We start from the raw sequence: 13,699 nt of genomic DNA, 5'->3' as shown, positions 1-13,699 counted from the left end.
CGCCGTCGGACGCGCGCCCAGGGAGGCCGGATGGGACTCACCAGCCACAAGCTGCTGGCGCTGGCGGCGCTGTTCGCGGTGGGCACGGTGCTCGGCACGCTCTGGGTCTGGCCCCGGCTGGCCGTCCGCAGCTGGCCCGCGGTGTTCCTGCGGCTCGGGACGATCGCCGTCACCCAGTTCGCCCTGCTGGCCACCCTCGGGCTCGCCGTCAACGACGACTTCGTGTTCTACAGCAGCTGGTCCGACCTGTTCGGGCGCGACCGCGGGGCGGGCGTCATCCAGGTGGGCGGCCCGACCGGCAGCCCGTCCGTCAGCCCGCCCGTCGTTCCGTCCGTGGTTCCGACCGGCACGCCCCCCGGCACCCCCGGCGGCACCCCGACCGAGGTGCCCGCCGGGGTGCAGGTGCTCGGCACCGCCGAGATCACCGGTGCGGACGGGGCCAACCGCGACCCGGCCACCATCGGGCGGCTCGACCGGGTACGGCTGCCCGGCGGCACCACCGGGCTCAGCACCGACGGGTACGTCTACCTGCCGCCGCAGTACTTCCGGCCCGGCGCCGAGACCCGGCACTTCCCGGCCGCGCTGGTGATGACCGGCTTCCCGGGGGACGCCGCCAACCTGGTCACCAAGCTGCGCTACCCGGCGTACGAACTCGACCTGCTGCGCCGGGGGGCGATGAAGCCGACCGTCCTGGTGCTGGTGCGCCCCTCGCCGTCGATGCCGCGCGACAGCGAGTGCGAGGACGTCCCGAACGGCCCGCAGGCCCAGCGCTACTTCACCACCGACGTGCCGGCCGACCTGCGCGCCTCCTACCGGGTGCTCGACGGCACCGGCAGCCTCGGCGTGATCGGCGACTCCACCGGCGGCTACTGCGCCGTCAAGCTCGGCATGGTCCACCCGGAGACCTTCCCGGTGGCGGTCTCGCTGTCCGGCTACTTCAAGGCCGCCGAGGACGTGACGACCGGCGACCTCTTCGGCGGCAGCCGGCAGCGGCGCGACGAGGCCGACCTGAACTGGCGCCTCGCCCACCTGCCGATGCCCGCCCTCGCCGTGCTCCTCGCCGACAGCAAGGAGGACGGCCACGGCTACGCCGACTCCGTGGCCTTCGCCGCGGCCGCCCGCCCGCCGCTGGTGGTCGCCCAGGCCACCGTGGAGACCGGCGGGCACAACTTCACCACCTGGACCAGGCTGCTCCCGCCGTCGCTGACCTGGCTGAGCGACCACCTGCACGACCCGCAGTGACACCGGCCGCGTGCCGGGCCCGCGCCGGGCCCGCGCCGGGCATGTTCCGGTGCCGACGGCCGGACGGCGGCCGAGAACGTCGGCGGGGTGGTCACTCCTGAGCCATTGTGTGACAGGAGGGTTGTCGAGGGCTCAACTTTAGGATAGGCAAACCTAAGTGATTTCGGTTCGGGGGGAGGACGCGCGGAATGACTGTGACCGAGGACCCGACCGCCCGGGTCGACCGGCTCGCCATCGCCCTCGCGGACGGCACCCCGCTGCTCGCCCCGGTCAGCCTCGACCTGCGCCCCGGACGCGTGCACGCCGTCACCGGCCCCTCCGGCGCAGGCAAGAGCACCCTGCTGCACGCCCTCGCCGGCGCCCTGCCCCCGGGCGCCCGGGCCACCGGACTGGTCACCGTCCTCGGTCAGGACGTCCTCGCCCTCGCCCCCGAAGCGCTGCGCCGGTTGCGCCGTCACCGGCTCGCCTTCCTCGGCCAGGGCCAGGGCTCGGGCCTCGACCCCCGGACGCGGGCCGCCGGACTGCTCGCCGGGGCCGCCGCCGACCGCGGCCCCGAAGCCGTGCGCGACCTGCTCGCCCGGGTCCGCCTGCCCGCCGACCAGCGGCTGGAACGCCGCCTCCCCGGTGCTCCCGCCCTCCCGGGTGCCCCCGCCGGCGGTCAGCAGCGCCGCGTCGCCCTCGCGCGGGCCCTCGCCCGCCGCCCCGACCTGCTGCTCCTCGACGAACCCGGCGCCGGCCTGGACCCCGCCCTGCGGGACGAGATCGCCGACCTGCTGCGCGAACTCGCCTGCCGGCACGGCATCGCCGTCGCGCTCGCCAGTCACGACGCCGCCTTCGTGGCCCGCTGCGCCGACGAGGTGCTCGTCCTCGCCCCGGCCCGGCCCGGGGCGGGCGGCGGCCCCATCCGGGCCGGGGCGGGCCGTACGTCCGGACCGGTCGCGGCGCGCACCGCCGTCGGGCTGGCCGCGCTCGGCGTCGAAGCCCACGTCGGGTACGGGCGCGGGCGGCGCCGGATCCTCACCGGGGTCGACCTGCACCTCGCGCCCGGCAGCTGCACCGGCATCATCGGACCCTCCGGCGCGGGCAAGACCACCCTCGTCCGGGTCCTCGCCGGGCTCCACCCGCCCACCGGCGGCGCCCTCACCCTGGACGGTGCCCCGCTGGCCGGCTCGCACCACGCCCGCACCCGCGAGCAGCGCCGCCGCGTCCAACTCGTCCCGCAGGACCCGCTCGGCGCGCTCAACCCGGCCCGGACGGTCGGCGCCACCCTCACCCGGCCGCTGCGGCTGCACCACAGCACCCCGCACGAGCAGTGCCCCGGCCGGGTCGCCGAACTGCTGGCCGCCGTCGACCTCCCCGCCGACCTGGCCGCCCGGCGCCCGCCCGAGCTGTCCGGCGGCCAGCGTCAACGCGTCGCCATCGCCCGGGCGTTGGCGGCCGGGCCGGACGTCCTGCTGTGCGACGAGGTGACCTCCGGGCTGGACGCCGACACGGCCGCGGGCATCATGGCCCTGCTCGGCCGGCTGCGCGTCGAGCGCGGGGTGGCGCTGGCGCTGATCAGCCACGACCTGCCGCTGGTGCGCGAACACGCGGACGCGGTGGTGCAGTTGGGGACGGCGCCGGGGCGGGGCCGGACCAGGGGCCCCGCCCCGGCGGGCCCGGGCACGATGGCGCCCGCCGGCTCGACGTGGGTGAGGTGACGCGCCGAGCCGGCGGGCGGGTTCGGGGGACAGGACTAGGCGCGCCCCAGCAGCGGGAGCGGTGCCCCGGTGCGGGCGGGGAGTTCGAGCCGGGTCAGCAGCGCGGAGGGCGAGACCTCGACCACCCGGCAGCCCGCGCGGTGGCGGCAGTGCCGGGCCACCGAGCCGTGCCGCAGCCGGTCGAACCGGCGGCGGGTGGCGGCGCCGAGGACCAGCAGGTCCTCCGGCCCGGTGACGGCGCCGACCAGGGCGGGCCCGGGGTCGGCCCTGACCACCAGCGGGTGGATGACCAGGCCGGACGGGTAGCCGCCGTAGGCCTGTTCGAAGGCGATGTCCAGCCGCCGCCGGGCGGCGTGCTCCAGTTCGGACAGCGGGCGCAGGCCGTCGCGTTCGCCCGCGTTCCACGCGGCCACCGGCACCAGCACGGCCTCGCTGCGGGCCGCCTCGCCGACGGCGTGGTAGAGGGCGGCCAGACTGCTCAGTGATCCGCTCAGGCCGACGATCACTCGGGTGGTCCCGGTCATGGCCGTTCGCCTCCGTTTCTCCGGTCGGGTACTCCCGGTTCCGTACTCCTTGGTTCGGATGATTCCAGTGAACCCCGGAACCGGTCCGTCCGTACCGCCGCTGATGGCTCCATGACGCCGGTCGCACACTTCTTGACGGCCTTCTGACAGCTCCGATGCGCGCCGTGCCTCAGCCGAGGCCCGGCACGAACTGGATCAGCAGGTCGATCGCCTTGATGCCGAGGAACGGCAGGACCAGCCCGCCCAGTCCGTACACCCGCAGGTTGCGGCGGAGCAGGTCGGTGGCGGAGGCGGGCTGGTAGCGGACGCCGCGCAGGGCCAGCGGGATCAGGGCGACGATGATCAGCGCGTTGAAGATGATCGCGGAGGCGATCGCCGAGGTCGGGCTGTGCAGTTCCATGATGTTGAGGTGGTGCAGCCCGGGGTAGGCGTTCGCGAACATCGCGGGGATGATCGCGAAGAACTTGGCCACGTCGTTGGTGATCGAGAAGGTGGTCAACGCGCCGCGGGTGATGAGGAGTTGCTTGCCGACCCGGATGATGTCGATCAGCTTCGCCGGGTTGGAGTCGAGGTCGACCATGTTGCCGGCCTCCTTGGCGGCCGGGGTGCCGGAGTTCATCGCGACCCCGACGTCGGCCTGGGCGAGCGCGGGGGCGTCGTTGGTGCCGTCGCCGGTCATCGCGACCATGTTCCCGGCGGCCTGCTCGCGGCGCAGGTGGGCGAGCTTGTCCTCGGGGGTGGCCTCGGCGAGGAAGTCGTCCACCCCGGCCTCGGCGGCGATGGCGCGGGCGGTGAGCGGGTTGTCGCCGGTGACCATGACGGTGCGGATGCCCATCCTGCGCAGCTCGGCGAAGCGCTCGGCGATGCCCTCCTTCACCACGTCCTTGAGTTCGACCACGCCCAGCGCGCGGGCGCCGTGCCGGTCGTGGACGGCGACCAGCAGCGGGGTGCCGCCGGCCTCGGCGATCCGGTCCACCAGCGGCTTGGCCTCCATCGGCATCCGCCCGCCGGAGTCCACCACCCAGCGGGCGACGGCTCCGGCGGCGCCCTTGCGGATCAGGCAGTTCGTCCCGTCGGGCCAGGTCAGGTCGACGCCGCTCATCCGGCTGTGCGCGGTGAACGGGACGGGACGCTGCTCGCCGAGTTCGCCGGGGGCGCGGGGCGGCACCCAGTACTGACGGTTCGTCAGTTCGACGAGTGAGCGGCCCTCCGGGGTCTCGTCCGCGACGGATGCCAACTGGGCCGCCTCGGCGAGCTGTTCGGTGCTCGCGCCGGGCAGCGGGTGCAGCGCGACGGCCCGGCGGTTGCCGTGGGTGATGGTGCCGGTCTTGTCGAGCAGCAGCACGTCGACGTCCCCGGCGGCCTCGACGGCCCGGCCGGACAGGGCGACGACGTTGCGCTGGACCAGCCGGTCCATCCCGGCGATGCCGATCGCGGACAGCAGCGCGCCGATGGTGGTCGGGATGAGCGCGACCATCAGCGCGACCAGCACCACGGTGGTCTGCGGTGCGTGCGCGTAGATCGCCATCGGCTGGAGCGAGACCACCGAGAGCAGGAAGACGATGGTGAGCGAGGCGAGCAGGATGTTGAGCGCGATCTCGTTCGGGGTCTTCTGCCGGTTGGCGCCCTCCACCAGGGCGATCATGCGGTCGACGAAGCTCTGCCCGGGCCGGGAGGTGACCCGGACGACCAGGTGGTCGGAGAGCACCCTGGTGCCGCCGGTGACGCCGGTGCGGTCACCGCCGGACTCGCGGATCACCGGCGCGGACTCCCCGGTGATCGCCGACTCGTCGACGGAGGCCACCCCCTCGACCACCTCGCCGTCCTGCGGCACGACCTCGCCGGCCGGCACCAGCACCACGTCGTGCAGCATCAACTGCTCGGCGGGGATCACCTCGTGGCGGTGGTCGCGGGTGCCGACCCGCCAGTGCAGCAGCCGCCGGGCGGTCGTTCCGGCCTGGGTGCGGCGCAGCGACTCGGCCTGCGCCTTGCCCCGGCTCTCGGCGACGGCCTCGGCGAGGTTGGCGAACAGCACGGTCAGCCAGAGCCAGAAGCCGATCACCCAGGCGAACACGCTCGGGTGGATCACGGCGCTGAGCGTGGTGAGCGCGGAGCCGGTCTCCACCACGAGCATCACCGGGTTGCGCATCATGGTGCGCGGGTGGAGCTTGCGGACGGCGGCGGGCAGGGCCTCGGTGAGCTGGCGGCGGGTGATGAGCCGGCGGCGGCCGCCGTCCGGGCCGGTCGGCCGGTGGCTCGGGTGGTGCTGCGGTTGGTGCGGCCGGTCGTCCGGTCGGTCGTGCGGGGGTTGCTCGTGGACGCCGTCCGGGCGGCGGAACCAGTCGGTTCGGGGCGTGGTGGTGTCCGGGGGAGTGAGGGCCGAACGGCGCATCGTCTCGGAAGACCTTCCGGGCCGCCCCGGGCTGCGGGGCAACGGGGCGGCGGACTCGGTGGCGGCGGGGACGGCGGCCAGCCCACCACCGGATCCGCGCCCGCCACGCGCCTCTTGACGCGGGCTTGGCGTGCGGGCGGCCGTCCTTGACGGCTCCCTGACATCCGGACCGGGTGGGCGTTCGAGGGCTCGTACGGACGTTCGGGGGTGCGTGCGGCCGTACGGGTGATGGCCGTGGCGGCGGATGTCAGGAAGGCGTCAAGGACGCCCGGCGGAGCGTAGGCCACGCGTCAAGGCCCGGTGCGATCGGTGTCCGGTGGGCATCCACTGGAACCGAGGGCCGCACCACGGCGGCCCGCCCGAGCCCGAGGAGCCTTCCGTGAGCAGCACGATCGCCACCGCCACCGCCGTCGACCAGTCGCCGCGCCGCCTGGTCCGCCTGGTGCCCGCCGGTGTCCGGCAGGAGCGACAGGAGCTTCAGGACAGCCCCGAGCCGCCCGAACCGGCGCCCGCGCCCACGGTCGGCCACGACCGCGGCCGCCCGGCGCACTGCCGGATCGCGATGCAGTTCGAGGACTGACCCCGCCCACCGCGTGCCGCAACCCCGCCCCGCCCCGTAGGAGTACCGCCATGACGCAGCTGACCGCCCCGTCCGTCCCCTCCGCCGTCCCCGCCCCCTCCACCGGCACCTCCACCGCCCGCCCCGACGCCCCGGCCGTCGACGCGCTCGGCGGCCCCTGGCCGGCCTCGGCGCGGCCCGGCCCCGGCGGCGACGTGCTGGTCGGCGGGGTGGGGCTGGCGGAGGCGGCCGAGCGCTTCGGCACCCCGCTGTACGTCCTGGACGAGGCCGAGGTGCGCAACCGCGCCCGGGCGTACCGGCGGGCGCTGCCGCACGCCGAGGTGCTGTACGCCGCCAAGGCGTTCCTGTGCAGCGCGATGGCCGACTGGGTGGCCGAGGAGGGCCTGGGCCTGGACGTCTGCTCCTCCGGCGAGCTGTGGCTGGCCGCCTCGGCCGGCTTCCCGGCGCAGCGGATCCTGCTGCACGGCAACGCCAAGTCCCCGGAGGAACTGCGGCTGGCCCGGCGGCTGCGGGTCGGGCGGATCGTGATCGACGGCCCGGCGGAGATCGCCCGGCTGGCCGCCCTGGTGGCCGCCGACACCCCGCAGCGGGTGCTCGTCCGGGTCGTCCCGGGGATCGCCGCCGGCCACCACACGGCGGTTCAGACGGGAGTGGGCGGGCAGAAGTTCGGCTTCCCGATCGAGGGCGGCGACGCGGCCGACGCGATCGCCCGGGTGCTCGACCAGCCCGGGCTCGAACTGGCCGGCCTGCACTGCCACCTGGGCTCGCAGATCACCGAGGTCGAGCCCTACCTCCAGGCGGTGGACGCGCTGGTGCGGCTGCTCGCGGAGATCCGGGAGCAGCACGGCGTGGAACTGCCCGAACTGGACCTCGGCGGCGGCCACGGCATCCGCTACCTGCCGGGGGACGCCGAGTTCGACGTCGCCGACTTCGCCGTCCGGGTGACCGACCGGCTGGCGGTGCGCTGCGCCGAGGCGGGCCTGGAGGTGCCGCGGCTGATCGTCGAGCCCGGCCGCGCGCTGGCCGGCCCGGCCGCCGTCGCCGTGTACCGGGTGCTGTCGGTGAAGCACACCGCGGACGGCCACTGCTTCGCCGCCGTGGACGGCGGGATGAGCGACAACCCGCGCCCGGCGCTGTACGGATCGCCGTACAGCGTCCGCCTGGTGGGCCGCCGCTCGGAGGCGGGCGCGGCCCGGGTGGACGTGGTGGGCCGGCACTGCGAGGCCGGCGACGTGCTGGTCCGTGACGCCGTGCTGCCCGCCGACCTGCGCGCGGGGGACCTGCTGGCCGTCCCGGCGGCCGGGGCGTACCAGCTGTCGATGGCCTCCGGCTACAACCTGGTCGGCCGCCCGGCGGTGGCCGCCGTGAAGGACGGCCGGGCCCGCCTGCTGATCCGCCGGGAGACGGTCGAGGACTTCCGCCTCCGCGAGGTCGGCCGGTAGCCGAACGCCGTCGCGCGAGAAGTCGGGCCGGCCGACTTCTCGCGCAACTCCGTGAGCTAGAAGGCCGTGTGGGCCAACCAGTGGTCCAGCAACGCGCGGTCGCCCGTCACCGTCACCCGGTCGTCCTGCGGCGGGACGCGGCGGGAGACCACCAGCATGAGGTCCGCCACCGCGCCCGACACCACCACGTCGGCCTCGACCGGCCCGCGCTCCCACCGCAGCGCCTCGGGCGCCCTGGTGACCACCCAGCCCTCCCCGGACCTCGGCCGGAACCCGACCCACTCGCCCCGGCCGCGCCCCCTGGCGGCGCTGCCGGGGCGGGCTGATCGTCGCGCCAGGACCGTCCGGGTGAACGGCAGCCCGGGTTGCTTCGTCCACGTACCTCGAAGGCGTCAAGCTGGCCGCGAAATCCGTACCCCCGAGGAAAGGCCGGTCGATGGCTCGCGCGCTGATCGTGGTGGATGTGCAGAAGGACTTCTGCGAGGGAGGGAGCGTCCCGGTCGGCGGGGGCGCCGACCGGGCCCGGGCGATCGCCGAGCTGGTCCAGGGCCCGGAGCGGGAGGGCTGGGCGCGGGTGGTCGCGACCCGGGACCACCACATCGACCCGGGTCCGCACTTCTCGGCGCAGCCGGACTTCCGGGAGTCCTTCCCGGTGCACTGCGTGGTCGGCAGCGAGGGCGGCGAGTTCCACCCGTCCTTCGCGCCCGCCGTCGACGCGGGCGCGGTGGACGAGGTGTTCTTCAAGGGCGCGCACTCGGCGTCCAAGAGCGGGTTCGAGGGCTTCGCGGCGGACGGCACCCGGCTCGCCGACTGGCTGCGCGGCCAGGGCGTGGACGCCGTGGACGTGGTCGGGATCGCCACCGACCACTGCGTGAAGGCGACGGCGCTGGACGCCGTGAAGGCCGGGTTCGCGACCAGGGTGCTGCTGGACTACACGGCGGGCGTGGCCACCGACACCACGGTCACCGCCCTCGGCGAACTCCGGCAGGCAGGAGTCGATCTGACGGGCACGCCGGTCGTGCTGGCCTGACGAGGTCTGCGCGAGAAGTCGGCCCGGCCGACTTCTCGCGCACGCGTGGTTCGGATGTCTCGACGCCCACCCGATCCGGGTGCGGGCGGGCGGTACGTGAGTGACTGGTGGAGACCGCTTGTGTCGGTCCGTCAGCCGTGATGTGTGAGATATGTGGTGCGAACGCGACCATTTGTGGTGGGTCGCTGTTAGGCTGCCCATCTGAACGCCAACTCTCCGTGATGTGAGCGGACTTGGAAGAGTGGGCGAAGACTCTCGACTTCACCGCCGTAGCCGACACCCGAGGAAGCGCGTGAGACCCGAAGACGTCCCCCGGCTGTTCCAGGAGCTGGCCCGCGAGTTCGCGGACGTGACCGGCATGTCAGTGGCGGCGACCGGTTCGTTGGCCCGTGGCGACCACCGCACCGGGCCCACCGGTGACATCGTCTCCAACCTCGACCTGATCCACGTCGTGGCCGACGGGGCCGACGTGCCGGAGGTCCGGGCCGTGCTGGGGCGGACGATGCGGCGGATCTCCGACACCTTCCGGATCGAGACGACGTCCGTCATAGCCAGGCTCCCGGCGTTCCGGCTGGCCGGTCACGCCCACTACCGGATCAGCATGCGGCCCGAGTGGTTCTGCGACGGCCTCGGGCTCGGGTCGGAGGCCTTCGACCGCCCCGGCCACGACGAGGACGACCCGGGGGAGGCGCTGGCCTGGATGATGCAGCCCGTCCCCTACTACCTGGCGAAGGCGACCGCCCTGGACCCGACGACCAACCTCGCCAAGGCCCGCAGGGCGGCGATGCGGTTGGCCGACCGGTTCGACCTGGAGGACGTGCGCGAGGGCCTCGACGACCTGCCGGGTTCGCTGCGCACCCTGATCGCCGAGCGCGACATCACCCCGCTCGAATCCACCGCCCGCTACCTCGCCGCCCCCACCCACCCCGCCATCGCGCAGCTCGTCCGCGACGCGGTCTTCGTCGAGGGCATGGGCCTGTCCTCCGCCGACTCGATGGTCGTCATGCTGCCGTCCGCCCCGAACTGACCCGTACCGGAGAACACCGAATGCCCACCCGGCAGCACGTGGAGATCCTGCCCCCGCACCCGTTGCGGGCCGGCTACGACCGCTCCCTGGAGCGCGGGTCGATCGCCGACGCGTTCCAACGGCGCCTGGAACCCGCCAACTTCACCCCCGGCTACCTCGGCGCCCTGACCGAGCGGGTCGAACAGGCCCTGGGCCAGGACCGGGGGGACGAGACCATGCGGTGGCGCCTGGCCTTCCTCCTGCTCCAGAACAACGCCACCGCGGCCGCCGTCGAACGGGCCGGGGAACTGCTCGCCGGCGCCACCCTCCCGCAGGCCGTCCGCCTGGCCCGGCTGGTGGCCGGGATCCGCGGCAGGGCCGACCGGCCGCGCACCGGCCGACGGGTCCGGCGGGTCAACTGGTCGATCAACAACCGCTGTCCGATGTCCTGCCAGGGCTGCTACAACCCGTTCGCGGCGGAGCAGATCGACCTCGACCAGGCCAGGCGGATCGTCGGGAAGCTGGCCGCGCACGGGACCACCGACCTGGTCCTGGCCGGCGGCGACCCGCTGCTGTGGCCGCCGGTCTTCGACGTGGTCGACCACGCCATCGCCAGTGGTCTCAAGGTCGGCCTCGACACCACCGGCTACACGCTCACCGCCGAGAAGCTCTCCCGGCTCCACGGCCTGTCCTCGCTGCGGCTGCCACTGGACGCCGTCACGCCGGAGGTGCAGCGCGCCTTCCGCCGGAGCCCGGACGACAGGCTCCTCGACGCGCTGCTGGAGTCCCTCGCCCTGTGCGACGCCGAGGGCTTCGACCGGGTGCGGGTGCACACCGTGGCGAGTGCCGAGAACCTCCACCAGCTGCCGGAGCTCGCCGCGGAGGTGCTGTCCCACCCGTCGGTCGCCCAGTGGGTGATCTTCCAGTGGTGGGGCCGGCGGGCCTCGCCGGCCACGGTGCGCAGGCTCGGCGTGGCGGTGGAGGACGTCCGGGCGGTCGTCGACGGGATCCGGCGCGACCACCCCGGCCGGGAGATCCACCTCGCGGAGAGCAGCGAGCGGGAGCTGCTGAACTGGATGATCCAGTCGAGCGGGCAGGTGGTCACCTTCGGGTCGGGCGCGGAGGAGGAGTTCATCCTGGGCAACCTCCTGACCGACGAGGTCGAGGAGATCCTGACCCATCCGATCCTGGACTTCGAGGCCATGGCGCGGGGGATCCCGGTCACCCCGGGAACCGTCTTCGGCCCTCCGGACGCCGCCCTGGCATAACGGAACGGTTTCGGAGCCCACCCTCTCCGCGCCCAGGTCTTGACGGCGCGGGGAGGGTGGGCGTTTGCTGTGACCCGCTCGTTCGAACCTGTTTGGTTCTGGTCTGTTTTGTGTATTTGAACGTTCAAAACCCTTCAAGACCCCCCTCCTGCCTCACCCACCACCCTTCCTGCTTCACCCCTTCCTCGCCACCCCTCAGAGAGGAATGCAATGTCACACCTTTCCCGTCGTGATCTGCTCCGAGCCTCAGGAGCGGGCCTGCTGGCCCTGACCGCCGGCGGCACGCTCGCAGCCTGCGGCGACTCCGGCTCCGGGGGCGCCTCGGGCGGGGACGCCGACACCGGCAACATCACCGTCTGGTCCTGGGCCACGGCCGCCGAAGCCCTGCGCGGGATCGTCCCGGCCTTCCAGAAGGACAACCCGGGGATCACGGTCGACGTCCAGGACATCGGCGAACCGGCCATCTGGGACAAGATCACCGTCGGCCTGGCGGCCGGCGGCCAAGGCCTCGGCGACGTGCTGCACATCGGCTGCGACTACCTGCCCGGATACCAGGAGAAGTTCCCCGGCGGCCTGGCCGACCTCTCCGCGCTCGGCGCCGACGCGCACAAGGACAAGTTCGCCAAGGGCCTGTGGCCCGTCGTCAGCGGCAAGGACGGCCACGCCTACGCACTGCCCTGGGAGGTCAACCCGCTCGGCTTCTTCTACCGCAAGGACTACTTCGACAAGGCGGGCATCGACCCCGAGTCCTTCGCCACCTGGGACGACCTGCTCGCCGTGGCCGACCGTTTCAAGGCCGCCAACCCCGGCGTCGCCCTGATCGGCATCAACAGGGCCGCCAACCCCACCCCCGACCTGGACTTCGTCCAGGCCCTGATGCAGCTCCAGGGCGCCTTCTACTTCGACCTCCAGGGCAAGATCACCGTCGGCTCGGAGGCGGCCGTGCGCGCCCTGACCATCGTCAAGCGGCTGGACGAGGCCGGGCTGATCGGCGACACCCCCGGCGTCCAGAGCTGGCCGCCCGTGATGAAGGCCGGCAAGCTCGCGGTGGCCGCGATGCCCGCCTGGGTCGCGCACTACCTGGAGAAGAAGATCCCCGACCAGAGCGGCAACTGGCGTCTCACCAAGCCCCCGGCGGTCACCCCCGGCGGCAAGCGCACCGCCCTGGTCAACTCCACCCACCTGGCCGTCGCCGCCTCCAGCCCGCGCCGCCGCGCCGCATGGAAGTTCGTCGAGTACACGGTCACCCGCCCGGCCTCGGTGAACGCCATGTTCAACGCGGGCGGCGTCTTCCCGGCCCTCACCGAGGCCTACACCGACCCGCTGTACGCCGCGCCGAGCGCCTACTACGGCGGGCAGCCGGTGCTCAGGACCTTCGCCGACCTCGCCACCGAGGGCGGCTACCCCACCAACTACTCCGGTGACTACGCCCGCGCCCTCAAGCTCGTCAGCGACGCCCAGGTCAAGGTCCTCCTCAAGGGCGCCGACCCGGCCGCCGTCCTCCAGGACGCCGCCAAGCAGCTCGCCCAGCAGACCGGGCGCGGTATCGCATGAGTGCCGCCAGCCCGCCCGCCGCCCTCTCCAGGAGGTCCGCAGCGCGGCGCCGGTCCCGCCGGCGGCGCGCCGCCGTACCGTACCTGCTGCTCGCGCCCGCCCTGCTGACCTTCGGCGTGTTCAAGGCCTACCCGGTCGTCGAGTCGCTGCTGCTCTCCTTCACCACCGGCTCCGGCGCCGCCACCCGCGACGCAGGCCTCGCCAACTACCGGCGCCTGCTGGACGACCCGCTGTTCTGGACGGCCCTGTCCAACACCGGCGAGATCCTCGTCATGCAGGTCCCGCTGATGCTCGGACTGGCCCTGCTGATGGCCGTCGGCATCAACTCCGCGGTGGTGCGCTGGCGCACGGTGTGGCGCCTCGGCGTCTTCATGCCCTCGGTCACCGGCCTGGTCGCCACCGGCGTGATCTTCGCCTACCTGCTCAAGACCGACGACGGTGCGGTCAACTGGGTGCTGAACGCCGTCGGCCTGCCCTCCGTCGACTGGCTGGGCCAGCCCGTCTGGGCCCGGGCGGCCGTCGTCGTGGTGCTCACCTGGCACTACACCGGATACAACGCCGTCATCTACCTCGCCGGACTCCAGTCCATTCCTAGGGAGTTGTACGAGGCCGCGATGGTCGACGGCGCCGGACCGATCCGCCGCTTCACCTCCGTCACCGTCCCCGCGCTGCGCCCGGTGCTGCTGTTCACGGTCGTGCTCTCGACCATCGGAACGCTCCAGCTCTTCGACGAGCCGTACGTACTGACCGGCGGCGGGCCGGACAACGCCACCCTGACCGTCTCCATGTACCTGTACCAGAACGGCTTCCGGTACTACGACTTCGGCTACGCCTCCGCCGTCGCCTACGCGCTCACCCTGCTCGTGACGGTGCTCGGCGCCGTCCAGATGCGCCTGATGGGAGAGCGCGACAAGTGACCTCCCAAAGCGATACCTCCCAAAGCGATACCTCCAAGAGCGAT

12 protein-coding genes are annotated in these 13,699 nt (G+C 73.6%); 9 read left to right on the top strand and 3 right to left on the bottom strand.

The window, feature by feature from the left end; translation table 11 throughout:
• Window positions 1–30: 30 nt before the first annotated feature.
• Window positions 31–1,242: an alpha/beta hydrolase gene (locus OG556_RS05310; RefSeq protein ID WP_371516096.1), complete on the top strand. Its 1,212-nt coding sequence runs from the start codon at window positions 31–33 to the stop codon at window positions 1,240–1,242.
• Between the two features lie 188 nt (window positions 1,243–1,430).
• Window positions 1,431–2,942 carry an ABC transporter ATP-binding protein gene (locus tag OG556_RS05305; RefSeq protein WP_371516095.1) on the top strand — a complete coding sequence of 504 codons (1,512 nt, stop codon included), beginning with the start codon at window positions 1,431–1,433 and terminating at the stop codon, window positions 2,940–2,942.
• 35 nt (window positions 2,943–2,977) lie between these two features.
• Here OG556_RS05305 and OG556_RS05300 read toward each other — a convergent pair whose 3' ends face one another.
• Window positions 2,978–3,466 (bottom strand): universal stress protein, encoded by a 489-nt coding sequence (locus OG556_RS05300; protein WP_371516094.1) that lies wholly within the window; start codon window positions 3,464–3,466, stop codon window positions 2,978–2,980.
• A 169-nt stretch (window positions 3,467–3,635) separates the two neighbouring features.
• On the bottom strand, window positions 3,636–5,858 hold the full coding sequence (gene kdpB / locus OG556_RS05295; protein WP_371516093.1) for a potassium-transporting ATPase subunit KdpB: 2,223 nt from the start codon (window positions 5,856–5,858) through the stop codon (window positions 3,636–3,638).
• A 379-nt stretch (window positions 5,859–6,237) separates the two neighbouring features.
• Here kdpB and OG556_RS05290 point away from each other — a divergent pair, with 379 nt between their 5' ends.
• Together OG556_RS05290 and lysA are read left to right on the top strand one after the other, a co-directional pair.
• Window positions 6,238–6,438, top strand: coding sequence for a hypothetical protein (locus OG556_RS05290; RefSeq protein ID WP_371516092.1), 201 nt, complete (start codon window positions 6,238–6,240; stop codon window positions 6,436–6,438).
• A 50-nt stretch (window positions 6,439–6,488) separates the two neighbouring features.
• Window positions 6,489–7,880, top strand: a complete 1,392-nt coding sequence (gene lysA / locus OG556_RS05285; RefSeq protein WP_363579911.1) for a diaminopimelate decarboxylase — start codon at window positions 6,489–6,491, stop codon at window positions 7,878–7,880.
• A 56-nt stretch (window positions 7,881–7,936) separates the two neighbouring features.
• Here the strand turns inward: lysA and OG556_RS05280 are convergent, their stop codons facing one another.
• The gene (locus OG556_RS05280) at window positions 7,937–8,125 is read right to left on the bottom strand and encodes a hypothetical protein (RefSeq protein ID WP_371516091.1); all 189 of its coding nucleotides are present in this window, start codon (window positions 8,123–8,125) and stop codon (window positions 7,937–7,939) included.
• Window positions 8,126–8,316: 191 nt separating this feature from the next.
• Here OG556_RS05280 and OG556_RS05275 point away from each other — a divergent pair, with 191 nt between their 5' ends.
• The 5 genes from OG556_RS05275 (at window position 8,317) to OG556_RS05255 (ending at window position 13,655) form a co-directional block, all read left to right on the top strand.
• On the top strand, window positions 8,317–8,910 hold the full coding sequence (locus OG556_RS05275) for an isochorismatase family protein (RefSeq protein ID WP_371516090.1): 594 nt from the start codon (window positions 8,317–8,319) through the stop codon (window positions 8,908–8,910).
• Between the two features lie 292 nt (window positions 8,911–9,202).
• Window positions 9,203–9,937, top strand: coding sequence for a hypothetical protein (locus OG556_RS05270; protein WP_371516089.1), 735 nt, complete (start codon window positions 9,203–9,205; stop codon window positions 9,935–9,937).
• Between the two features lie 20 nt (window positions 9,938–9,957).
• The gene (locus tag OG556_RS05265; protein ID WP_371516088.1) at window positions 9,958–11,184 is read left to right on the top strand and encodes a radical SAM protein; all 1,227 of its coding nucleotides are present in this window, start codon (window positions 9,958–9,960) and stop codon (window positions 11,182–11,184) included.
• A 210-nt stretch (window positions 11,185–11,394) separates the two neighbouring features.
• Entirely contained in the window at window positions 11,395–12,738 is a 1,344-nt protein-coding gene (locus tag OG556_RS05260) for an extracellular solute-binding protein (protein WP_363579917.1), read from the top strand.
• Window positions 12,735–13,655 carry a sugar ABC transporter permease gene (locus tag OG556_RS05255; RefSeq protein ID WP_363579918.1) on the top strand — a complete coding sequence of 307 codons (921 nt, stop codon included), beginning with the start codon at window positions 12,735–12,737 and terminating at the stop codon, window positions 13,653–13,655. The genes OG556_RS05260 and OG556_RS05255 overlap by 4 nt, the downstream gene beginning before the upstream one ends.
• Window positions 13,656–13,699: the final 44 nt, after the last annotated feature.

The sequence above is a fragment of the Kitasatospora sp. NBC_01300 genome (assembly GCF_041435235.1).
Lineage (GTDB): Bacteria > Actinomycetota > Actinomycetes > Streptomycetales > Streptomycetaceae > Kitasatospora.
Note: the sequence above shows the minus strand (reverse complement) of the source record. Positions and strands in the feature narration are given on the sequence as shown.

Bases quoted from the DNA above. Each gene is read 5' to 3' on its own strand.
- lysA (WP_363579911.1), top strand. From the start codon at position 6,489: ATGACGCAGCTGACCGCCCCGTCCGTCCCCTCCGCCGTCCCCGCCCCC.
- OG556_RS05275 (WP_371516090.1), top strand. From the start codon at position 8,317: ATGGCTCGCGCGCTGATCGTGGTGGATGTGCAGAAGGACTTCTGCGAG.
- OG556_RS05265 (WP_371516088.1), top strand. From the start codon at position 9,958: ATGCCCACCCGGCAGCACGTGGAGATCCTGCCCCCGCACCCGTTGCGG.
- OG556_RS05305 (WP_371516095.1), top strand. From the start codon at position 1,431: ATGACTGTGACCGAGGACCCGACCGCCCGGGTCGACCGGCTCGCCATC.
- OG556_RS05300 (WP_371516094.1), bottom strand. From the start codon at position 3,466: ATGACCGGGACCACCCGAGTGATCGTCGGCCTGAGCGGATCACTGAGC.
- OG556_RS05260 (WP_363579917.1), top strand. From the start codon at position 11,395: ATGTCACACCTTTCCCGTCGTGATCTGCTCCGAGCCTCAGGAGCGGGC.
- kdpB (WP_371516093.1), bottom strand. From the start codon at position 5,858: ATGCGCCGTTCGGCCCTCACTCCCCCGGACACCACCACGCCCCGAACC.
- OG556_RS05310 (WP_371516096.1), top strand. From the start codon at position 31: ATGGGACTCACCAGCCACAAGCTGCTGGCGCTGGCGGCGCTGTTCGCG.
- OG556_RS05255 (WP_363579918.1), top strand. From the start codon at position 12,735: ATGAGTGCCGCCAGCCCGCCCGCCGCCCTCTCCAGGAGGTCCGCAGCG.